Source organism: Streptomyces changanensis (assembly GCF_024600715.1).
GTDB lineage: Bacteria > Actinomycetota > Actinomycetes > Streptomycetales > Streptomycetaceae > Streptomyces > Streptomyces changanensis.
The window spans coordinates 331,069-353,310 of the sequence record NZ_CP102332.1; the positions used below are offsets into that span (position 1 = coordinate 331,069).

Here is a 22,242-nt window from a genome sequence, read left to right on the forward strand (position 1 = left end):
CCATGCGCACCCGCACAGCCCGCCTCGCGGGCGCCGCCCTCGCGGCGGCCCTGCTCTCCGTCTCCCTCACCGCCTGCGGCCAGGAGGCCCGGGGCGGCAGCCGCTACCAGCCGCCGGCCGGTGGGGGCGGCACCGTCGGCCTGGCCATGCCGACCAAGGCGTCGGAGCGGTGGATCGCCGACGGCGAGAACATGGCGGAACAGTTCCGCAAGGCCGGTTACGCCACCGACCTCCAGTACGGCGACGACAAGGTCGAGAACCAGATCGCCCAGATCGAGAACATGATCACCAAAGGGCGGACGCTGCTGGTGGTCGCCGCGATCGACGGTTCGGCGCTCACCGAGGTGCTCCGGCGGGCCGAGGACGCCGGCATCCCCGTGATCGCCTACGACCGCCTCATCATGGGCACCGAACACGTCGACTACTACGCCTCGTTCGACAACGAGCGCGTCGGCGAGCTGGAGGCGCGGTACATCGTCGACAAGCTGGAGCTCGGCCCGCCGGGCTCCGCCGGCAAGGCGTACAACATCGAGCTCTTCGCGGGCTCCCCCGACGACAACAACACCCGGTACTTCTGGAACGGCGCCATGAAGGTCCTCCAGCCGTACCTCACGAGCGGCCGGCTCGTCGTGCGCAGCGGGCAGACCCGCATGAACCAGGCGACCACCCTGCGCTGGGACGGCGGCACCGCGCAGAAGCGCATGGACGACCTGATCAGCAAGAACTACGGCGCGCAGCGGGTCGACGCGGTCCTCTCCCCCTACGACGGCATCTCGATCGGCGTCATCTCGGCCCTCAAGAGCGCCGGTTACGGCACGAAGAGCCGGCCGCTGCCCGTCGTCACGGGGCAGGACGCGGAGCTGGCCTCCGTGAAGTCGATCATCCGGGGCGAGCAGACGCAGACCGTCTTCAAGGACACGCGCAAGCTGGCCGCGCAGGCGGTGAAGATGGGCGACGCCGTGCTCAACGGGAAGAAGCCCGAGGTCAACAACGTCACGGACTACGACAACGGCAAGAAGACGGTGCCGTCGTTCCTGCTGAACCCCGTCAGCATCGACAAGACCAACACCCGGCTCCTCGTCGACGAGGGGTACTTCACCGCCGGGCAGCTGAAGTGAGGCCGGGGACGGACGGGGTGGCGCCGCCCGTGCTGGAGATGCGCGGGATCACCAAGAGGTTCCCCGGCGTCACGGCCCTCTCGGGTGTGGACCTCACGGTGCGGGCCGGGGAGGTCCACGCGATCTGCGGCGAGAACGGCGCGGGCAAGTCGACGCTGATGAAGGTGGTCAGCGGCGTCCACCCGCACGGCTCGTACGAGGGCGAGATCCGCTTCGAGGGCGAACCGGTGGCCTTCCGGGACATCCGGGCCAGCGAGCGCCACGGCATCGTGATCATCCACCAGGAACTGGCGCTCGTGCCCTACCTGTCGATCGCCGAGAACATCTTCCTCGGCAACGAGCGGGCCACGCGCGGCGTGATCGACTGGAACGGGACGCTGCGCCGGGCCGGCGCCCTGCTGGAGCGGGTGGGGCTGCGGGAGAAGCCGCAGACGCCCGTGGCGGAGATCGGCGTGGGCAAGCAGCAGCTCGTGGAGATCGCCAAGGCGCTGGCGAAGGAGGTGAAGCTGCTCGTCCTCGACGAGCCGACGGCCGCGCTCAACGACGAGGACAGCGCGAAGCTCCTCGACCTGGTCCTGGAGCTGCGCGACCAGGGCATCGCCTGCATCGTCATCTCGCACAAGCTGAACGAGGTCCGGCGCGTCGCCGACACGGTGACGATCCTGCGCGACGGACGCACCATCGAGACCCTGCCGGTGCGCGCGACGCCCGACGGCGGGTCCGGCCTCTCGGAGGACCGGATCATCCGGGGCATGGTGGGCCGCGACCTCGACCAGCGCTTCCCCGACCGCACGCCCTACGAGGGCGAGGACGCGGGCCGGGTCGCGCTGGACGTGCGCGGCTGGACGGTCCGCCACCCGGTGGACCACGAGCGCACGGTCGTCGACGACGTGTCGCTGACCGTGCGGCGCGGCGAGATCGTCGGTGTCGCGGGGCTGATGGGCGCGGGCCGCACGGAGCTCGCGATGTCCCTCTTCGGGCGCTCCTACGGCCGGTACGTGGCCGGGACGGTCGAGGTGGGCGGGCGCGAGGTGGTGATACGGAACGTGCCGGCCGCGATCGGGGCGGGCCTGGCGTACGTCACCGAGGACCGCAAGCAGTACGGCCTGAACCTCATCGACACCGTCAACCGGAACATCTCCCTCGCGTCCCTGCCCGGGATGCGGCGGCGCGGCGTCGTGGACGAGCACCACGAGCGGCAGGTCGCCGAGCGGTACCGCACCACCATGAACATCAAGACTCCGACCGTCTTCGAGCAGGTGGGCCGGCTGTCCGGCGGCAACCAGCAGAAGGTCGTCCTCAGCAGGTGGATCCACGCCGACCCCGAGGTGCTGATCCTCGACGAGCCGACGCGCGGCATCGACGTCGGCGCCAAGTACGAGATCTACACCGTCATCGACCGGCTGGCGGCGCAGGGCAAGGCGGTGCTCCTGATCTCCTCCGAGCTCCCCGAGCTGCTCGGCATGTGCGACCGGATCTACACGATGGCCGAGGGCCGGCTGACCGGCGAGGTCGACCGCGCCGACGCCACCCAGGAAGTCCTGATGCGTCAGATGACCATGAACAGAAGCTGAGGCCCCGCCATGACCACCACGACCACCCCACCGAAGGACGCGGCGCCCGGCGCGGCGCCCGGCCAGCCGTCGGCGCGCGAGGTCCTGTTGCGCGGGCTGCGCGGCAACATGCGCCAGTACGGCATGCTCATCGCCCTTGCCTCCATCGTCCTGCTCTTCCAGATCTGGACCGACGGCACGCTGCTGCTGCCGAACAACGTCTCCAACCTGGTCCAGCAGAACAGCTACATCCTCATCCTCGCCATGGGCATGATGATCGTCATCATCTCCGGGCACATCGACCTCTCCGTCGGCTCGCTCGTCGCCTTCGTCGGCGCCATGTCGGCCGTGATGATGGTGAGGCACGACATCCCCTGGGTGCCGGCCCTGCTCCTCGCGCTGCTCATCGGCGCGGTCGCGGGGGCCTGGCAGGGGTACTTCATCGCCTACCTCGGCATCCCGTCCTTCATCGTGACGCTCGCGGGCATGCTGCTCTTCCGCGGCCTGACCCAGATCGTGCTGGAGGGCCAGTCGATCGCGCCCTTCCCCGAGGGCTTCCAGAACCTCGCCAAGGGGTTCCTCCCGGAGATGGGGCCGTACACCCAGTACCACAACCCGACGCTGCTGCTGGGGCTGGCCGCCGTCGTCGTCCTGCTGCTGCGCGAGTGGCGGGACCGGCGCCGGCAGCTCGCCTACGCGCTGGACGTGCCGCCGACCGGCGTGTGGGTCCTCAAGTGCGTGGCGATCACCGCGGCGGTGGTGGCGTTCACCCTCACGCTGGCGTCCTTCCACGGCGTGCCCGTGGTGATGCTCATCATGTGCGCGCTGCTCATCGGCCTCGGCTTCGTGATGCGCAACGCCGTCATCGGCCGCCACGTGTACGCCCTCGGCGGCAACAAGGCCGCCGCCAAGCTGTCCGGCGTCAAGGACAAGCGGGTCACCTTCCTCGTCTTCGTCAACATGGGCGTGCTGGCCGCCCTCGCGGGGTGCGTGTACGCGGCCCGGCTCAACGCCGGCACCCCGCAGGCGGGCCTCAACTTCGAACTGGAGGCCATCGCCGCGGCGTTCATCGGCGGCGCGTCCATGAGCGGCGGCGTCGGCACCGTGATGGGCGCCGTCATCGGCGGGCTCGTCCTCGGCGTGCTCAACAACGGCATGTCCCTGGTCGGCATCGGCACCGACTACCAGCAGGTCATCAAGGGCCTGGTGCTGCTGGCCGCCGTCGGCTTCGACGTGTGGAACAAGCGCAAGGCCGGCACGTGAGGCGCTCCACCACCCCGACCCCACCCGCCTCATCCACCCTCTCTCCCTCTCCCTCCCTCTCCCTCGTCTGGAGCCGCGATGGACACGAACAGGCGCACCCTCCTGGCGGCGGCCGCCGCCGGCCTCACCGCGGTCGCCGCCCCCGGCACCGCCCACGCCCGCGGGAACGGCGCCGGGGGCCGGCGGCCCGTGCGGGAGGTCTTCGGCACGCTCGCCGACGGCACGGTCGTCCACCGCTGGACGCTGGCCAACGGCGGCACCCGCATGCGCGTGCTGTCGTACGGCGGCATCGTCCAGTCACTGGAACTGCCCGACCGGCACGGCCGGTACGCCAACGTCTCCCTGGGCTTCGACCGCCTGGAGGACTACGTGGCCGCCAGCCCCTACTTCGGGGCGCTCATCGGCCGCTACGGCAACCGCGTCGCCGGCGGGCGCTTCACGCTCGACGGCCGCGAGCACCGGCTGTCGGTGAACGACGGGCCGAACAGCCTGCACGGCGGCGAGGCCGGCTTCGACAAGCGGGTGTGGGACGTCTCACCGTTCAGCGGCCCGAGCGGCGTCGGCTTGGTGCTGCGGTACGTGAGCGCGGACGGCGAGATGGGCTATCCGGGCCGGCTCGACACCACCGTCACGTACACCCTGACCGGTGACGGCGACTGGCGGATCGACTACGTGGCCACCACGGACCGGCCGACCGTCGTCAACCTGACCGGCCACACCTACTTCAACCTGGCCGGCGAGGGCAGCGGGGACGTCCTCGGCCACGAGCTGCGGCTCGCCGCGTCCCGGTACACGCCGACCGACGCGACGCTGATCCCCACCGGGGAGCTGGCGCCGGTGGCGGGCACGCCGTTCGACTTCCGGCGCGCGGAGCGGATCGGCCGGCGGATACGCGAGGCGCACCCGCAGCTCGTGACGGCCAAGGGATACGACCACAACTGGGTCCTCGACAAGGGCGCCACCCGCACCCCCGGGTACGCGGCGACCCTGCGCGACCCGGGGTCCGGGCGGACCATGCGGATCTCCACGACGGAGCCGGGGACGCAGTTCTACTCGGGGAACTTCCTGGACGGAACGCTCGCCGGGCCCTCGGGGCGCACCTACCGGCAGGGCGACGGGCTGTGCCTGGAGACCCAGCACTTCCCGGACTCGCCGAACAAGCCGCACTTCCCCTCGACGGTGCTCCGCCCGGGCGAGACGTACCGGTCGACGACGGTGCACGGCTTCTCGGCCCGGTGACGGGCGGCCGGTGACGGGCGTTCGGTGCCGGACGGCCTGTGACGGGCGGCCGGTGCCGGGCGGCCGGTGACGGTTCTGCGTGCGGCGGCACGGCCCCCGGCGGGGTCGTGCCGCCGCGCGCGTGGGCGCACGTGCGGGCGGGAACGGGGCGGGGTGCCGTCACGGGTGCGTGCGCAGCAGGACCAGGGCCATGTCGTCGTTGCGCGGGGCGGTCCTGCAGGCGTGCTCCACGACCGCGTCGGCGAGGGCGTCCAGGTCCGTGGGGTCGCCGCGGCTGATCCGGGCGGCGAGGTCGGCGGTGGTCGTGTCGAAGTGGACGCCGGGCACCTCCACCAGCCCGTCCGTGAACAGGGCGAGCAGGGTGCCGGGCGGCAGGGGGACCTCCGTCTCGGGGTACGTGGCGGTGGCGTCGATGCCGAGGAGCAGGCCGGGCGGGACGTCCAGGCTCGCGGTGCGGCCGTCCGGGTGGCGGCACAGGGGCGGCGGGTGGCCCGCGGTGGCGAGGACGGCGCTGTGCCGGGCGAGGTCCAGCTGGGCGTAGAGGCAGCTCGTGAAGAGGCCCGGGTCCAGGTCGAGGAGGAGCCGGTTCGTGCGGGCGAGCACCTCGCCGGGCGGTGCCCCGGCGGTGGCGTGGACGGCGGTGCGGACCTGCCCCATGAGGGCGGCGGCGTCGACGTTGTGCCCCTGGACGTCCCCGATGGTCACCGCGCAGGTGGTGTCGCCGAGCCGGATGACGTCGTAGAAGTCGCCGCCGACGTCCATGCCGACGGCGGCGGGCAGGTAGCGGGCGGCCACGTCGAGGCCGGACACCCGCGGCAGGCCGTGCGGCAGCAGCCCGGCCTGGAGGCTGTGCACCAGGTCGTGCTTGGCGTCGTACAGCCGGGCCCGGTCCAGGGCCTGTGCGATCAGGCCGGCGAGGGAGCTGAGGACGGCCCGCTCCGGGGAGTGGAACCCGCGCGGCCGGTCGAAGCCGAGGGCGAGGGAGCCGACCGGCCGGCCGGAGGCGATGAGCGGGACGAAGGCCCAGGCGCCCTCGGGGGTCCGCTCACCCGCCGAGGGGTAGGCGGCGCGCAGTTCCCGGGCGCTCTGGAAGAACAGCGGGGTCCCTCCGGTGAAGGCCCGGACCTCCGGGGTGCCGGCGCCGACGGGGACGGAGTGCAGCCGCTCGGCGAGGTCCGGGTCACAGCCGCTGTGGCCGACGAGCCGCAGCCGGCCGTCCCCGGCCAGGAGCAGGGCGAGCGACCGTGCCCCCAGGGCGGGGGTCATCTGCTCGGCCGTCCGTTCGGCGACGTCCCGTACGCCGACGGCCTCGGTGAACATCGCCGCGAGGTGCATCAGGTGGTAGAGGGTGCCCGCCCGGCCCGGTACGGCGGGCGTCGCGGACCGCCGCCGGGCGGGCTCCCGCGCGGACCGGGGCCGGGACCCCGCCTCCGGGGCGTCGGGCAGCGGGATGACGCGGACGCTGATGCCGGTGGCGTCCGGGTGGAGGCGGAAGCGGAGCCGGTGGCCGGGCGGGCGCACGGCGGTGAACGCGGTGGTCTCCCGGCTGATGAGGGCCGCCCGGTAGCGGTCCTCGACGACGGGGGCGTCCAGCCACGGCAGCGCCTCCCAGGGGAAGGTGCCGACGAGCCGTTCCTCGGGCAGCCCCAGCAGCTCGGCGGCGGTCCGGGTGACGAAGGTGACGCGGCCGTCGAGGTCGAGGGCGCAGCTGCCGCCGGGGAGCCGGTCGGCGAAGGCGAGGGCGGCGGCGGCCTGCCCGGCATCGGAGGCGGGGCCGGGTGAGTGGGCCAGGAACGGCTGCGGGCCCGGGAGCAGGGGGGCGCCGGCGCCGGCGGCCGTCCGCAGGACGTCCGCCATCCGCCCGGCCCCGGTCCGCAGCGCCTCGGCCTCCTCCGGCGAGAGGGTCGGCGGATGACCGGCCGGCCAGAGCACGACCAGCCCGCCCCACGGGGTGCCGTCCGCGGTGAGGGGCAGGGCCGCGAGGGAGAAACGGTACGGCAGGACCAGCCCGGGCCGGGGATAGCGGCGGGCCATCTCCTCCTGGTCGGCCAACCACACCAGCCGGGCCTGGGCCACCGCGTCGGCGACGGGGACGGGATCGCCGAGCGCCACCCGGGTCCACGGGGCGGCGATGTCGAGCGGGACGCCGCTGAGGACGGCGAGGCGCAGGGCCCGGCCCTCCGGCGGCAGGAGGTACACCATGCCGACGGAGGCACCGGTCCGCTCCATGGCGGCCGTCAGGGCCGCGCCCAGCTCCCGCGTCTCCCGCCGTACGCTCCGCTCCACGCCTCCAGCGTGCCGTGCCCGGCGGAGGGCCGCAGTCCGGGCGCGTCCCGGACGGCGGGGCGCCGCACGGCACGCGGCGGGCGAGGCGGGGCCGGCGCCGGGCTCCGCACGACCCACGGCGGCGGGGTCGGGCCGGCGCCTGGCGCGGCGGGGCGAGCCGGGTCGCGGCCGGGCGGGCGGCGCCCGGCGCGCGGTCAGGCGTCCGCGGGGGTGAAGCGCAGTTCCGCGAGGCGTACGGACCCGGTGAGGGTGACGCGCAGGTCCCGCACACCGCGCAGCTCCCGCACACCGCCCGCGGCGACCGGCAGGCGGTGGACGGCGTAGTCGTACGGCCCGCCGGGCACGGCCACCTCCAGGGGGACCGGGTCGGGGCCGTCCGCGACGGCGAGGGCGACCGTGCCGGTGCCGGAGACCTCGACGGTGACCCCGCCGATGCCGGCGCCGAGGTCACAGGAGCGGAAGAGCAGTTCGCCCGGGCGCGCGCCGGCGGGGGTGACGCAGTCGCCGGAGGTCCGGCTGCGGTCGGCGATGACCGTGCCGTGCTGCTCGTCGTAGTCGGCGGCGGCCAGACCCCGGGTGAGGACGGGGCGGGGCGCCGGCGGCGGTCCGTCCACGCGGACCACGGTGTCGAGGCGGATGTCGGCGCTGGAGGCGCCGGCCTGGAAGGCGTACTCCCCCGCCGGCACGGTCCAGCGGCCGTGGGCGACGTCCCAGCAGCCGAGCGCGGTGACGGGCACGTCGAACGCGAGTCGGCACGCCTCCCCGGGGGCGAGGTGGACGCGGCGGTGGGCGGCGAGTTCGCGGTGCGGGCGGGCGACGGCCGGGGCGAGGGCGCGGACGTACACCTGGGCCACCTCGTCGGACGCGGCCGGTCCGGTGTTGGTGACGGTGAACGCCACGCGGAAGGCGTCCCCGCGGCGCTCGACCGCGAGGTCGGCGTAGGCGAAGGACGTGTACGTCAGGCCGTGGCCGAAGGGGTAGAGGGGGCGGCCGTCGAAGTAGAGGTAGGTCTGGCGGCCGCCGATGACGTCGTAGTCCAGCAGGTCCGGCAGGTCGTCGTCGGCGGCGTACCAGGTCTGGGGCAGCCGGCCCGCCGGGGAGACGTCGCCGGCGAGGACGCGGGCGAGCGCGGTGCCGGCGGCCTGGCCGCCGTGGGCCGTCCACAGCAGGGCGGGCAGTTCGGCGGCGGCGTCGGGCACGGCGTAGGGGTAGGACGAGGTGAGGACGAGGACGGTGCGCGGGTTGGCCGCGCGGGCGGCGCGCCACAGGCGGTCCTGGTCCGGGGGCAGGGCGAGGGTCGCGCGGTCCTCGGTCTCGCGGCCGTTGATGTGGGGGTCGTTGCCCGCGACGACGATGACGACGTCCGCGTCCGCCGCCGCCGCGGTGACCTCGTCCACGCCGCGGCGGACCGTCTCGACGGTGAAGGGGGTCGGGGGCTCCTCGTCCGCGGCGGCAACCTTCACGCCGTCGGCGGCGACATGGACGTGACCACCCGTTCCGATGTGCCGAAGGAGGTGGCCGTCACCGTGCGGTTCGAGCCGGAACGTCTCCTGGACCACCCAGCCACCCGGCCGGTCGGCGGAGGCGCGCACCCACCGATCGTCGGCGACGGAGAGGTGGCGCCCGTCGGGGGCGCGCAGCGTGAGGACGCCGCCGCCCCAGTCGGTGAGGGCGAACTCGCTGCCCCGGTCGTCGGCGGTGAGCGGCGGCAGGTCGGTGCGCCCGGCGAGGAGGGCCGGGTCGAGCGCGACCCGCTCGGCGAGGTCGGGCCCGTCGGCGCCGGCGCCCTCGGGGACGCGCAGGAGGCCGGCGGCGCAGCGCAGGCGCACGGTGTCGACGCCCTCGGCGTGGGTGACGCGGTCGGCGCCGAAGCGGTCGCGCACGCCGTCGAGGGGGGTGGAGCGGTGGATCAGGGTGCCGCTGTACCAGTCGAGTTTGCAGGTGTCGGCGAGGGGGCCGACGACGGCGACACGGGGGCGGGCGGCCGGGTCGAAGGGGAGGGTGCCGTCGTTGGCGAGGAGCACGACGGCCTGTTCGGCGGCCTCGCGCGCAAGGGCCCGGTGCTCGGCGGTGTCGAAGGCGCCGGTGCCGGCGTACGGGTCGAGCTCGGGGTCGAACTCGCCGAGCGCGAAGCGCACGTGGAGCAGCCGGCGGACCGCGGTGTCGACGTCGGACGCGTCGATGAGGCCGCGGTCGAGGGCGCCGCGCACCCGGGCCGTGGTGGGCGCGCTGTCGGTGCCGTGGTCGGTGAAGCTGTCGACGCCGGCGCGCAGGGCGGCGGCGACGGCCTCCTCGTGGGTGTCGAGGTAGTGCTCGGTGTCGACGAGGTTGCTGGGCGCGCCGGCGTCGGAGCAGACCAGCAGCTCCTGGTCGGTCCAGGTGCGCAGGTGCTCGGCGAGGTACGGCGAGAGGTGGTTGGGGCGTCCGTTGACGAGGTTGTAGGCGGGCATGACGCCGGCGACGGCGCCCGCCTCGACGGCGGGGCGGAAGGCCCGCAGGTCGTACTCGTGCAGGACGCGGGGGCGCACGGAGGACGAGGTGGTGTCGCGGCGGGTCTCGTTGTTGTGGGCGAGCCAGTGCTTGAGGACCGGGGCGGTGCGCCAGTAGACGGGGTGGTCGCCGCGCAGCCCGCGGGTGTAGGCGGTGGCGATGGCGGAGGTGAGCGCGGGGTCCTCGGAGTATCCCTCCTCGCCGCGGCCCCACAGGGGGTTGCGCAGGAGGTTGACGGTGGGGGCCCAGACGTTGAGCCCGACCCGGTCGTCGTGGGCGCGCATGGCGCGCGCCTCGGTGGAGACGGCCTCGCCGACGCGGCGGACGAGCTCCTCGTTCCAGGTGGCCCCGAGGCCGACGGCCTGCGGGAAGACGGTGGCGGGGCCCATCCAGGCGACGCCGTGCAGGGCCTCCTGGCCGGTGCGGAAGGGCGCGACGCCCAGACGCTCCACGGCGGGTGCGAACTGGTGGAGCATCGCGATCCGCTCGTCGGGCGTGAGCCGCCCGAGCAGGTCGTCGACGCGCTTGCCGAACGGCAGCTGCGGGTCACGGAAGGGCAGCCGGTCTGCGGTCACGTGGGGTTCCCCTTGTGGGTTTCCTGGAGCGGTCTTTCGAAGCGCTTCGATGCTGGGTGCCGTGACGCACGGGTGTCAAGACACACCCCGGCAACATCTCGATGGCGTCCGGGAGCCGTGGGAAGTTTCGGGATGTTCCGGGTCCGAGGAATCTTGCCGACCACCCTTGTGCGGCCGGATGTGTTCACTTAACCTCGCAGCAACATCGAAGCGCTTCGACTGAGGTGGCCGACTTTCGGCCGCGACGCGGCGGACCGCTTCGGATCGGTCAGTTCCGCACGTCCCGTCTCAGACACCGCAGCCGACCGGCGGTCGACGCCGGGTGTCCTGGCGCGCCACGAAGGGTTGACGCAATGACGCCGAACTCCCCCTCAGCCCGCACCTCCGGCCCCAGCCGCAGGGGCTTCCTCGCCTCGACGGCGGTCGCCGCCGCCGCGGTGGCGGGCGGGGTGCCCCTGCTCTCCGCGTGCGGGGGCGGCTCGCGCGGCGAGCGGAAGGACGGCGCCACCAGCGGGAAGGACGCCGAGAAGCTCCTGCCCACGTACGTGGCGCAGGACGTCGTGCGGCCGGACATCCCGGCGAGGAACGGCTCGGCCGCCGGCTTCACCAGCGCCCTCGCGGCCGCCCGGCTCAAGACCTCCGTCCCGGAGAAGCTCGGCAAGGGCGGCACCGTGCGGATCATGGCGCCGCTGTGGGGCTCGCCGCCCAAGAGCGACAACCCCTACTACCGGGCGATGGACGCCGCCATCGGCGTGCGGACGCGGTGGCAGAACCAGGACGGCAACACCTACGACGAGAAGCTCGGCGCCGTCCTGGCCTCCAGCGACATCCCGGACGTCGTCGTCGTACCGGGCTGGAACCTCACCGGCAAGATCCCCAGCGCCGTCAACGCCAAGTTCGCCGACCTGGGCCCCTACCTGTCCGGCGACAAGGTCAAGGACTACCCGAACCTCGCCGCCGTGCCCACGGACGCCTGGCAGCGCTCCATCTTCGGCGGCGCGCTGCGCGGCATCCCGATGCCGGCCTCGTACGTCACCAACATCGCGCCGTACTACCGGCAGGACGTCTTCGAAGCGCGCGGCTACCGGGTGCCGAAGAGCGCCGACGAGTTCCTCGCCTGGGCGAAGGAGGCCACCAGCGCCAAGGCGAAGGTGTGGGCCTGCGACGACATGAAGTGGACGGCGTTCAACGTCTTCGGGGTCCTCCCGGGCAGCGACAAGGCGCTGTGGTGGAACCTGGTCGACGGCAAGCTCGTCAACCGGATCGAGACCGAGGAGTACCTCGAGGCCCTGGAGTGGGTGCGCAAGCTGTACGCGGCGAACGTCGTGCACCCCGACGCCCGCGCGCAGAACCAGGGCGACGCCGGCAACCGGTTCACCGCCGGCCAGGTCCTCGTCTACAACAACGACCTCTCCCACTGGTACGTCAAGAGCATCGAGCAGGCCGCCCAGAACCCGAAGTTCCGGATGGCCGCGATGGACGTCTTCGGCCACGACGGGTCGGCGCCGAAGCTCTACGCCCAGCAGCCGGCGAACATCTTCACCTTCGTCAGCGCGAAGGCCTCGGAGGCGGTCGTCCGGGACTTCCTGGCCGTCGCCAACTTCTGCGCGGCGCCCTACGGGACGAAGGAGCGGCTGCTCACCGACTACGGCGTCGAGGGCACCCACCACACGCTGCGCGACGGCATGCCGGTCAAGAACGACACCGGCCACCTCCAGGTGACGGGCGCGTTCGACCTGGTCGGCGACCCCGCCCCGTACAACGCCCACCCGGACCGCCCGGACCTCGTCAAGGCGCAGGTGGAGTGGCAGCAGCGGATGGGCGCCTTCACGACGAAGACCTCCTTCTACGGGCTGACGGTCACCGAGCCCGGCCGCTGGACCAACCTCGCGGACGACTTCGAGCAACTGGAGGACGACGTCGTGCGAGGCCGGAAGAAGATCGGCGACGTCCAGCAGGCCGTGTCGGAGTGGAAGAGCAAGGGCGGCGACAAGCTGCGCGACTGGTACCGCAAGCTCCTCGACGACACCGGTTCCGCGAGCTGATCCGCCCCCGGCCCACCGTCGACGGTTCGACGACAGCCCGACAGACCGACACGCAAGGAGAGAACCGTGTCGCAGCACCGCACGGTACCCGGCGCCGATTCCGGCCGGGACGGCGCCGCACCGGAGGGGACGCCGCCCCGCGGGCCGGCGGCCCGCGACTCCGCCACCGGCGCCGTCCCACCCGCCCGGGCCGCGGCCGCCGTCACGCGGGCCGGCCCGCCGGCCGGCGGCCCCCGCGGCACCGGGATCGCCGCCGGCATGGCGAGCGGGAAGGGGGCCGGGGGCCGGGGACGGAAGCTGCCCCTGCGGGTGCGGTTCCGGCGCGACCGGACGCTCGTCCTGATGACGCTGCCGGCCCTGCTGCTGGTCGCGGTCTTCCACTACGTCCCCGTGCTCGGCAACGTCGTGGCCTTCCAGGACTACGACCCCTACCTCAGCGAGAACGGCTTCACCGCGATGCTGGAGAGCCCGTGGATCGGGCTGGAGAACTTCGACCGGATCCTCGCCGACTCGGCGTTCTGGCGCGCGGTGGAGAACACCCTGGTGCTCTTCCTCCTCCAGCTGGTGCTCTTCTTCCCGGTGCCGATCGTGCTGGCGCTGCTGATCAACAGCATCGTCCGGCCGCGGGTGCGGGCGGTCGCCCAGGCGATCGTGTACCTGCCCCACTTCTTCTCGTGGGTGCTGGTCATCACCGTCTTCCAGCAGATCTTCGGCGGCGCGGGCATCATCGCGCAGACGCTGCGGCAGTACGGCGTCGAGGGCTTCGACCTGATGACCGACCCGGGGATCTTCAAGTTCCTGGTGACCTCCGAGGGCATCTGGAAGGACGCCGGCTGGGGGGTCATCGTCTTCCTCGCCGCGCTCTCCGCGGTCAGCCAGGACCTGTACGAGGCGGCTGCCATGGACGGCGCCGGGCGGTGGCGGCGGATGTGGCACGTGACGCTGCCCGCGCTGCGCCCGGTGATCGCCCTGCTGCTGGTGCTGCGCGTCGGCGACGCGCTCACCGTGGGCTTCGAGCAGCTGCTGCTGCAACGGGACGCCGTGGGTCCGGACGCCGCCGAGGTGCTGGACACGTACGTGTGGTGGAACGGCATCCGCAACCAGGACTTCGGCTACGCGGCCGCCGCGGGCCTCGTCAAGGGCGTCGTCGGAGTGGGACTGGTCCTCACGGCCAACAAGATCGCCCACCTCATGGGCGAGCAGGGGGTGTACCGGAAGTGATGCCGGCACTGCGCAGGGGGTGGGCGGCGACGCCCCGCCCCGTGTGGGAGGAGGAGCCCCGCAAGGCGGGGCTCGCGGCCAAGGGGATCGTGCTGGCCGGGGCGTGCCTCGCGGTCCTCTTCCCGCTGTGGATCGTCGTCGTCACCAGCCTGTCGTCCCGTCAGACGATCACGGAGGCCGGGGGTCTCGTCGTCATCCCGAGGGACATCACGTTCATCGCCTACCAGGAGCTGCTCAGCGGCGGCCAGGTGCAGCGGGCGGCGCTGGTCAGCGTGGGCGTCACCGTCGTCGGCACCCTGTTCAGCATGGCGGTGTCGGTGCTGTGCGCCTATGGGCTGTCGCGGTCGGGGTCGCTGGGCCACCGCTGGATCCTGATGGCGCTGCTGGCGACGATGTTCTTCGGCGCGGGGCTGATCCCGACGTACCTGCTGGTGCAGGCGCTGGGGCTGACCGACACGTACGCGGCGCTGATCCTGCCGAGTGCGGTGAGCGTCTTCAACATCCTGGTGCTGCGGGCGTTCTTCATGAACATCTCGCAGGAGCTCGTGGACAGCGCGCGCATCGACGGGGCGGGCGACTTCCGGATCCTCTGGCAGATCGTCATGCCGCTGTCGCGGGCGGTCATCGCGGTGATCGCGCTGTTCTACGCGGTCGGGTACTGGAGCGCGTGGTTCAACGCCTCCATCTACCTGACCGACCAGGACATGATGCCGCTGCAGAACGTCATGATCCAGATCGTGCAGAAGCAGGAGCCGCCGACCGGCCTGGCCCAGATGATCAGGACCAACCAGCTGTCGCCGCTCTCCGTGCAGATGGCCGTCATGGTGCTGGCGCTCCTGCCGGTCGCCGTCGCGTCGCCGTTCGTCCAGAAGCACTTCAAGAAGGGCATGCTGACCGGCGCGGTCAAGGGCTGAGCCGGGGCCGTCCCCGCCCCCTTCGGCCCGCCCCTCCCCACCCGGCCCGGCGGACGCCGCCCCCGCCGGGCCCCCTCCCCCACCCCACCTCCCCCAGAGATCGAGGCGTGTCATGTGTCTCTCCCCGCTCAGCCGGCGGTCCGTCCTCGCCGGCGGGGCCGCCACCGCGGCGCTCGCCGCCGTGTCCGTCCCCGCCCACGCCGCCCCGGCCTCCCCCGGCGCCGCCCCGGCCACCGCCCCCACGACGGGCGCGGCGAGCGCGGCGGCCGGCAGGGCGCCGTACCGCTGGCGTACCGCGGTGATCGGCGGCACCGGCTTCGTCACGGGCGTGCTCTTCCACCCGCGGGTGCGCGGCCTGGCCTACGCGCGGACGGACATCGGCGGCGCCTACCGGTGGGACGACCGCACGGCCCGGTGGACGCCGCTCACCGACCACCTGGGCTGGGACGACTGGAACCTGCTGGGCGTCGAGGCGATGGCCGTCGACCCCGCCCACCCCGACCGGCTGTACCTGGCGCTCGGCACGTACACGCAGCCGTGGTCCGGCAACGGGGCGGTGCTGCGCTCCGACGACCGGGGCGCCACGTGGGCCAGGACCGACCTCGACGTGAAGCTGGGCGCCAACGAGGACGGGCGGGGCACCGGCGAGCGGCTGCTGGTCGACCCGCGCGACCCGGCCACGCTGTGGCTGGGCACCCGCCACGACGGCCTGCTCGTCTCCCGCGACCGCGGCGCCACCTGGTCGTCGGCGCCCTTCCCGGCGACGCCGTCCCCGACGGGGCAGGGCGTCACCCTGCTGGTCGCGGCGGGCCGCACGGTGTACGCCGGCTGGGGCGACGGCGACGGCGCCCTCTACCGCACCACGGCCGGCGGCGCCTGGGAGGCGGTGCCGGGCCGGCCGGACGGCCCGTCCGCCCGGGTGCCGGTCCGCGCCGCGTACGACGCGGGGGCCCGCGCCCTGTACGTGACGTACGCGGACGCCCCGGGCCCCAACGGCCAGGCGGACGGGTCCGTGCACCGGCTCGACACGGCGAGCGGCACCTGGACCGACGTGACGCCGGTCCGGCCGGGGCCCGGGGACACGTTCGGGTACGGCGGCGCGGCGACCGACCCGCGCCGCCCCGGCACGGTCGTCGTCTCCACCAACAACCGCTGGGGGCAGGTCGACACGCTGTTCCGGTCCACGGACGGCGGCGCGACCTGGACGTCGCTGAAGGACTCCGCCGTCCTCGACGTCACCGAGACGCCCTTCCTGGAGTGGGGCGGTGAGGGGCCCAAGTTCGGCTGGTGGATCCAGGCGCTGGCGCTCGACCCGTTCGACTCCCGGCACATCGTCTTCGGCACCGGCGCCACCCTGTACGGCACCCGGGACCTGCGCCGGTGGGCGCCGGAGGTCCGCGGCCTGGAGGAGAGCTCCGTCCGCCAGCTGGTGTCGCCGCCGCGCGGTCGGGCGCACCTGCTGAGCGGTCTGGGCGACGTCGGCGTGATGTACCACGAGCGGCTGACGGCCTCCCCGTCGCGGGGCATGGCCGCGAACCCGGTCTTCGGCACCGTGACGGGCCTGTCCCTGGCGCCGCTGCGGCCGGAGTACGTGGTGCGCGCGGGCTGGGGGGAGGGCGGGAACGGCGCGTACTCCACGGACGGCGGCCGGACGTGGGCGCCGTTCGCCGACCAGCCCGCCGTCGCCGCCACCGCGCCCGGACCGATCGCGGCCGGCGCCGACGGCCGGGTGCTGCTGTGGTCGTTCACGCACTGGGACGGCACCCGGCATCCCACGCACCGCTCCACCGACGGCGGCGCCCACTGGGCCGAGGTCGCGACCTTCCCGAAGGGGGCCGTCCCGGTGGCCGACCCGGCCGACCCGCGCCGCTTCTACGCCTACGACACCGCCGCGGGCACCGTGTACGTCAGCACGGACGGCGGGGCCACCTTCACGGCGGGCGCGACCGGACTGCCCGCCGGGGACGTCCAGTACCGGATCGCCGCCGCGCCGGGGCGTCGGGGCGACCTGTGGCTGTCCGCCAAGGAGCACGGCCTGTTCCGCTCCACGGACGGCGGGCGCGCCTTCACCCGCGTGGCCGGCTGCCGGGCGTCGTACGCGCTCGGCTTCGGCAAGGCGGCGCCCCGCGGCGGCGGCTACCCGGCTGTCTTCCAGACGGGCACGGTCGGCGACGTCACCGGCGTGTACCGGTCGGACGACGCCGGGCGCGGCTGGGTGCGGATCAACGACGACGCCCACCAGTGGGGGTGGACCGGCGAGGTCGTCACCGGCGACCCGCGCGTCCACGGCCGGGTCTACCTCGGCACGAACGGCCGCGGCGTCCAGTACGGGGACCCCGTCTGATGCCCGCGCTCGGCGACGCCACCCGGGGCCGGATCCTCTTCGGCGGCGACTACAACCCGGAGCAGTGGCCCGAGGAGACCTGGGCCGACGACGTCCGGCTGATGCGGGACGCCGGCGTCAACTCGGTGACCGTCGGCGTCTTCTCCTGGGCGCGGATCGAACCCCGTCCGGGGGTGCGCGAATTCGGCTGGCTCGACCGGCTGACGGAGCTGCTGCACTCCCACGACATCGGCGTGGTGCTGGCCACGCCGACCGCCTCGCCCCCGCCGTGGATGGGCGCCCGGCACCCCGACACGCTCCCGCGTGACGAGGACGGGCGGACCGTGTGGTGGGGGTCCCGCCAGCACTTCTGCCCCAGCTCGCCCACCTACCGGGCGTACGCGACCGCGCTCACCGAGGACCTGGCGGCACGCTACGGCGACCATCCGGCGCTCACCCTGTGGCACGTCAACAACGAGTACTGCACGTTCTGCTGGTGCGACGCCACCGCGCGCCACTTCCGCCGCTGGCTGGAGGCCCGGTACGGCACGGTGGACGCGCTCAACGAGGCGTGGGGCACGGCGTTCTGGTCGCAGCGGTATGACACGTGGGACGAGGTGATCCCGCCGCGCCGCGCCCAGTACCTGCGCAACCCGGCGCACCTGCTGGACTTCCGCCGGTTCACCTCGGACGCGCTGCTGGAGTGCTACGTGGCGGAGCGCGACATCGTCGCCCGCCACTCCCCGCACGTGCCGGTCACGACGAACTTCATGCCGTTCTGGACGGGCCAGGACGCCTGGCGGTGGGCCGCCGAGGAGGACGCCGTCTCGGTCGACGTGTACCCGGACCCGAAGGACCCGCTCGGCGGCCAGTACAACGCGATGATCGGCGACATGACCCGTTCCCAGGCGCGCGGGCCGTGGATGGTGATGGAACAGGCGGCGGGTCCGGTCAACTGGCGGGGCGTCAACCACCCGAAGCCGCGCGGCCTGAACCGGCTGCACTCCCTGCAGTCCGTGGCGCGCGGCGCGGACGCCGTCTGCTACTTCCAGTGGCGGCAGTCCCGGCAGGGGGCGGAGAAGTTCCACTCGGGGATGGTGTCGCACGCCGGTGAGCACGGCCGCACCTTCGGGGAGGTCAAGCGGATCGGTGCCGAGCTGGCCGCCCTCGGTCCGCGGGTCGCGGGCACGCGGGTCGCGTCGGACGTCGCGGTCCTCCACGACTGGCACGCGTGGTGGGCCGCCGAGCAGGAGGGCCGGCCCTCGCGGGAGGTCGCGTACCCGGAGGTGGTGCGGGCCTGGCACCGGGCCCTGTGGGAGGGCGGGCTCACCGCGGACTTCGCCCACCCCGAGCACGACCTGGGCGGCTACCGCGTGGTCGTCGTGCCCCAGCTGTACCTGCTGACCGACGCGGCCGTCGACAACCTCGTCGCGTACGCGGCCGGGGGCGGCACCCTGGTGTGCGGGTTCCTCACCGGGGTGGCCGACGAGGACGACCGGGTCCGGCCGGGCGGCATGGACGAGCGGCTGCGCGCCCTGTTCGGGATCGGCACCCTGCACGAGTGGTGGCCGCTGGACCGGGACGAGAAGGTCGCGTGCGACGGCTTCGCGGGCACCCTGTGGTCGGAGGAGCTGGAGGCGCCGGACGCCGAGGTGGTGGCCGCGTACCGGGACGGGGAGCTGGCGGGCCTGCCGGCGGTGCTGCGCCGGGACCGCGCCTGGTACCTGTCGACTCTCCCCGAGCCCGCCGCCCTGCGCGACCTGCTGGCGCGGATCGCCGACGGCGCCGGGGTGCGGCCGGTCCTCGACGGGCTGCCCACGGGGGTGGAGGCGGTCCGGCGCGGCGACCTGCTGTTCGTCCTCAACCACGGGCGGACACCGGTCGAGGTGCCGGTGCCCGGGGAGTACCGGGAGCTGCTGGCGGGGACGCCGGTCACCGGGACGCTCGCCCTGGAGCGGTACGGGGTGGCGGTGCTCCGCGAGGGGGCCGCGTGACGGGCGGCGCCCTCGCGGACGGCGCCCACTCGGACGGCTCCGCCACGGGCGGCGGGGGGCCGGTGCACGGCACGTGGGAGCCGGAGCCGGCGGCGCGGTGGGAGGACGCGTTCCTCGCCGGCAACGGCCGCCACGGAGCCCTGGTCTTCGGCGACCCGGCCGACGACCGGCTCGTCGTCACGCATCACACGCTCGTCCGCCCGGTGCCGCGGGGCGACACGCTGCCGCCCCGGCTGGCGTCGGGGCTGGAGGGGCTGCGGGACCGGCTGCTGGCCGGGGACACCGCGGCCGGGGAGGCGTTCACGGACGGGCGCGGACTGCGCTGGGTGGGGGCGTTCCACCCGGCCTTCGCGGTACGCCTGCGGCGCCCCGGCCCCGGCGGGGCGGGCACGGCCGGTGAGGCGGGCACGGCCGGCGGGGTGCGGGGCGTGCCGGCGGGGTACCGGCGTGACGTCGACTTCACGACCGGCGTCGTCCGGGCCGAGTGCGCCGGGCGCGCGAGCCGGTCGTTCGTCTCGCGCGCCGACGACGTGATCGTCCAGTACGTCACCGGTGCCCCGCTCGACGCCCACATCACCCTCGATCCGGACCTCCCCGGCGCACCGGCGGGGCTGGCCGTCGGCCGGGGCGTCGTACCGGCGCCGGACGGCGCGCTCCTCACCCTGCGGGCCCGCCACCCCGGCGGTGAGGAGTCCTTCACCGGTGTCACGCTCGTCGTCGCGGCCGGCGGGACGACGGCGGTCGACGGCGACGGCGTCCGTGTGACCGGCGCCCGGGAGGCGCTGCTGCTCACCCGGGTGCGCCGGCACACCGGCGACGCCGACGCCCGCGGGACGGCGGCCGCGCTGCGTGCCCTGCTCGCCGCGGACGCCTCACCGGGAGACGCCTCACCGGAGGGCACCCCGCCGGGGGACGCGTACCGGCGGCTGCTCGCCCGGCACGAGTCCGCGCACCGCACCGCCTACGAGCGCGTGGCCCTGGACCTCGGGGGGCTCCCGGAGGAACGGGCCCTCCCCGGCAGCGCCCTGCTCCGCCGGCCGGAGAGCGCGGCGCTGCTGGAGCGGCTCTTCGCGGCCGGGCGGTACCACCTGCTGTCGTCGAGCGGGATGCTGCCGCCGCGCCTGGTCGGCCTGTGGACCGGCGACTGGGACACGGCCTGGTCGGGGGCGTTCACCACCAACGCCAACCTGAACCTGCAGACGGCTTCGGCCGCGGCGGCCGCGCTGCCGGAGGTCACGGAGGCGCACGCGGCGTTCGTGTACGGGCAGTTGCCGGATTGGCGCGACAACGCCCGCGAGGTGTTCGGGACGCGCGGGGTCGTCGCGCCGTCCCACACGGACGGGACGTCGGGGCACGCGTACCACTTCCGGCGCGACTACCCGCTGCACGTGTGGACGGCCGGCGCGGACTGGTTGCTGGTGCCGCTCGTCGAGCACGCCGAGACCACCGGGGCGACCGACCCGCGTCTGGTGGCTGCCCTCGCCGAAGTGGCCCGGTTCTACGAGGACTTCCTCACCCGCACCGGCCCCGACGGCAGGGTCGTCGTCGTACCGTCCTACTCGCCGGAGAACCGCCCGGCCAACGCGGGCTGGGTCACCCTCGACGCCACCATGGACATCGCCGCCGCCCGGCACGCCCTGACGACCGCCGCCGACCACCTGCCCGACGACGCGGACCGGTTGCGCGCCCTCGCCGCGCGCCTGCCCGACTACCGGATCAACGACGACGGGGCCCTCGCCGAGTGGGCGTGGCCCGGGCTCGCCGACCGCTACGACCACCGCCACCTCAGCCACCTCTACCCGGTCTGGCCGCTGCACGAGATCACCCCGTACGACACCCCCGCCCTGGCGCGGGCCGCGCACCGGGCCCTGGAGCTGCGGGGCGCGGAGAACGACTCGGCCCACGGCCACCTCCACCACGCCCTGGTCGCCGCGCGGCTGCGGGACGGCGACCGGGCGGCGGCCGCGCTGGGGCGGGTGCTGCGCGGCGACTTCTTCCACGCGTCGCTGATGAGCGCGCACTACCCGGGCCGCGACGTGTACAACGCCGACGCCGCGCACGCCCTGCCCGCCCTGCTGGTCGAGCTGCTGGTGCAGTCGACGCCGGAGCGCCTCGTGCTGCTGCCGGCACTGCCCGAGGGGTGGACGCGGGGCGCGTTGAGCGGCGTGCGCACGCGGTGCGGCGCCCGCGTGGACCTGGAGTGGCGCGACGGCACCTGCACCGCCTCGATCCGGCCGTCCAGGTCGGCGCGGATCGACCTCCGCACCCCCGCCGGCGGGCATCCGCTGGAGCTGACCGCCGGCGAGGACCTGGTGCTGACGCTGCGCACCGGTTGACCCCATCCCCACCCCATCCCCCCACCCATGGGAAGGACACCATGGCACGACACATCCCCCGCCGCCGGATCCGCAGGGCGCTCCTCGCACCGGTGCTGGCGTTCGGCGTGACGCTCGGCCTCACGGCGGCCCCGGCACAGGCCGCCGCCTGGCACAGCTGCGAGCAGTGGGGCAACACCTCACTGGGCGGCTACACGCTGTACAACAACATCTGGGGCAGGGGCGCCGGCGCCCAGTGCACCTGGGCCGACTCCCCGGCGAGCTGGGGGGTCTGGGCCGACCACCCCGGCACGGGCGGCATCAAGTCGTACCCGAACGCCAAGAAGAGGCTGGACCGGAAGATCAGCGGACTGTCCTCCCTCTCGAGCGACTACCGGGTCACCGTCCCGACGACCGGCGCCTACAACACCGCGTACGACATCTGGGACACGGACTACGACTACGAGGTCATGCTCTGGATGAACCACCACGGCCCGGTGGGCCCGCTGGGCAGCCCGCAGGGCTCCGCGACGCTCGGCGGGCACGGCTGGAACGTCTACAAGGGGCGGGTGACCGACCCCGACGGCTCGTACCACGACGTGTTCTCGTTCGTGCGGACCTCCGATTCGACCTCCGGCACGGTCGACATCCTGCCCGTCCTGCGGTGGATCAGGGACGTGAAGGGCTGGTGGGGCGACGAGACCATCGGTGACGTGCAGTTCGGCTTCGAGATCACCTCGTCGCCGGGGGGCCTGGAGTTCCTCACGCGGAACCTGACGGTCTCCGCCCGCTAGGAGGTGTCCGGGCGCGCCGCGCGCGCCCGGTCCGTACCGCCGCCGCCGTGCGTCTTCGAGGGGGGACGCGCGGCGGCGGCCCGCCCCGGGCCGGGGCCCGGGATCCGCCGGC

General features: G+C 74.2%; 13 protein-coding genes. 11 read left to right on the forward strand and 2 right to left on the reverse strand.

The genetic code is table 11. From position 1 onward, the window contains the following. Window positions 1-2: 2 nt before the first annotated feature. From chvE to NRO40_RS01495, 4 genes are all read left to right on the forward strand, one after another. Window positions 3-1,118, forward strand: coding sequence for a multiple monosaccharide ABC transporter substrate-binding protein (gene chvE / locus NRO40_RS01480; protein ID WP_058940711.1), 1,116 nt, complete (start codon window positions 3-5; stop codon window positions 1,116-1,118). Window positions 1,119-1,156: 38 nt separating this feature from the next. Then, window positions 1,157-2,692 carry a multiple monosaccharide ABC transporter ATP-binding protein gene (mmsA, locus tag NRO40_RS01485; protein WP_058940797.1) on the forward strand — a complete coding sequence of 512 codons (1,536 nt, stop codon included), beginning with the start codon at window positions 1,157-1,159 and terminating at the stop codon, window positions 2,690-2,692. Between the two features lie 9 nt (window positions 2,693-2,701). Continuing rightward, window positions 2,702-3,934, forward strand: coding sequence for a multiple monosaccharide ABC transporter permease (mmsB, locus tag NRO40_RS01490; RefSeq protein ID WP_058940710.1), 1,233 nt, complete (start codon window positions 2,702-2,704; stop codon window positions 3,932-3,934). Between the two features lie 78 nt (window positions 3,935-4,012). Then, window positions 4,013-5,173, forward strand: a complete 1,161-nt coding sequence (locus NRO40_RS01495; protein ID WP_058940709.1) for an aldose epimerase family protein — start codon at window positions 4,013-4,015, stop codon at window positions 5,171-5,173. 159 nt (window positions 5,174-5,332) lie between these two features. Here the strand turns inward: NRO40_RS01495 and NRO40_RS01500 are convergent, their stop codons facing one another. Further along, window positions 5,333-7,459: a SpoIIE family protein phosphatase gene (locus NRO40_RS01500; protein ID WP_058940708.1), complete on the reverse strand. Its 2,127-nt coding sequence runs from the start codon at window positions 7,457-7,459 to the stop codon at window positions 5,333-5,335. 194 nt (window positions 7,460-7,653) lie between these two features. Continuing rightward, on the reverse strand, window positions 7,654-10,524 hold the full coding sequence (locus NRO40_RS01505) for a glycoside hydrolase family 3 C-terminal domain-containing protein (RefSeq protein WP_058940707.1): 2,871 nt from the start codon (window positions 10,522-10,524) through the stop codon (window positions 7,654-7,656). Between the two features lie 353 nt (window positions 10,525-10,877). Here NRO40_RS01505 and NRO40_RS01510 point away from each other — a divergent pair, with 353 nt between their 5' ends. From NRO40_RS01510 to NRO40_RS01540, 7 genes are all read left to right on the forward strand, one after another. Next, window positions 10,878-12,569 (forward strand): type 2 periplasmic-binding domain-containing protein, encoded by a 1,692-nt coding sequence (locus tag NRO40_RS01510; RefSeq protein WP_058940706.1) that lies wholly within the window; start codon window positions 10,878-10,880, stop codon window positions 12,567-12,569. 246 nt (window positions 12,570-12,815) lie between these two features. After that, on the forward strand, window positions 12,816-13,790 hold the full coding sequence (locus tag NRO40_RS01515) for an ABC transporter permease (protein WP_058940796.1): 975 nt from the start codon (window positions 12,816-12,818) through the stop codon (window positions 13,788-13,790). Next, a complete protein-coding gene (locus tag NRO40_RS01520) occupies window positions 13,790-14,704 on the forward strand; it encodes a carbohydrate ABC transporter permease (protein WP_058940705.1) in 915 nt (304 codons plus the stop codon). The genes NRO40_RS01515 and NRO40_RS01520 overlap by 1 nt, the downstream gene beginning before the upstream one ends. 112 nt (window positions 14,705-14,816) lie before the next feature. Continuing rightward, window positions 14,817-17,048, forward strand: coding sequence for a WD40/YVTN/BNR-like repeat-containing protein (locus tag NRO40_RS01525; RefSeq protein WP_058940704.1), 2,232 nt, complete (start codon window positions 14,817-14,819; stop codon window positions 17,046-17,048). Beyond that, the gene (locus NRO40_RS01530; protein WP_058940703.1) at window positions 17,048-19,021 is read left to right on the forward strand and encodes a beta-galactosidase; all 1,974 of its coding nucleotides are present in this window, start codon (window positions 17,048-17,050) and stop codon (window positions 19,019-19,021) included. Before NRO40_RS01525 ends, NRO40_RS01530 begins: the two co-directional genes overlap by 1 nt. Window positions 19,022-19,083: 62 nt before the next feature. Further along, window positions 19,084-21,357, forward strand: coding sequence for a glycosyl hydrolase family 95 catalytic domain-containing protein (locus tag NRO40_RS01535; RefSeq protein WP_058940795.1), 2,274 nt, complete (start codon window positions 19,084-19,086; stop codon window positions 21,355-21,357). Window positions 21,358-21,398: 41 nt separating this feature from the next. Further along, window positions 21,399-22,130 (forward strand): GH12 family glycosyl hydrolase domain-containing protein, encoded by a 732-nt coding sequence (locus NRO40_RS01540; RefSeq protein ID WP_058940702.1) that lies wholly within the window; start codon window positions 21,399-21,401, stop codon window positions 22,128-22,130. Window positions 22,131-22,242: the final 112 nt, after the last annotated feature.

Coding starts and splice junctions, on each gene's coding strand:
- chvE (WP_058940711.1), top strand. CDS start 3: ATGCGCACCCGCACAGCCCGCCTCGCGGGCGCCGCCCTCGCGGCGGCC.
- mmsA (WP_058940797.1), top strand. CDS start 1,157: ATGCGCGGGATCACCAAGAGGTTCCCCGGCGTCACGGCCCTCTCGGGT.
- mmsB (WP_058940710.1), top strand. CDS start 2,702: ATGACCACCACGACCACCCCACCGAAGGACGCGGCGCCCGGCGCGGCG.
- NRO40_RS01495 (WP_058940709.1), top strand. CDS start 4,013: ATGGACACGAACAGGCGCACCCTCCTGGCGGCGGCCGCCGCCGGCCTC.
- NRO40_RS01510 (WP_058940706.1), top strand. CDS start 10,878: ATGACGCCGAACTCCCCCTCAGCCCGCACCTCCGGCCCCAGCCGCAGG.
- NRO40_RS01520 (WP_058940705.1), top strand. CDS start 13,790: ATGCCGGCACTGCGCAGGGGGTGGGCGGCGACGCCCCGCCCCGTGTGG.
- NRO40_RS01525 (WP_058940704.1), top strand. CDS start 14,817: ATGTGTCTCTCCCCGCTCAGCCGGCGGTCCGTCCTCGCCGGCGGGGCC.
- NRO40_RS01530 (WP_058940703.1), top strand. CDS start 17,048: ATGCCCGCGCTCGGCGACGCCACCCGGGGCCGGATCCTCTTCGGCGGC.
- NRO40_RS01540 (WP_058940702.1), top strand. CDS start 21,399: ATGGCACGACACATCCCCCGCCGCCGGATCCGCAGGGCGCTCCTCGCA.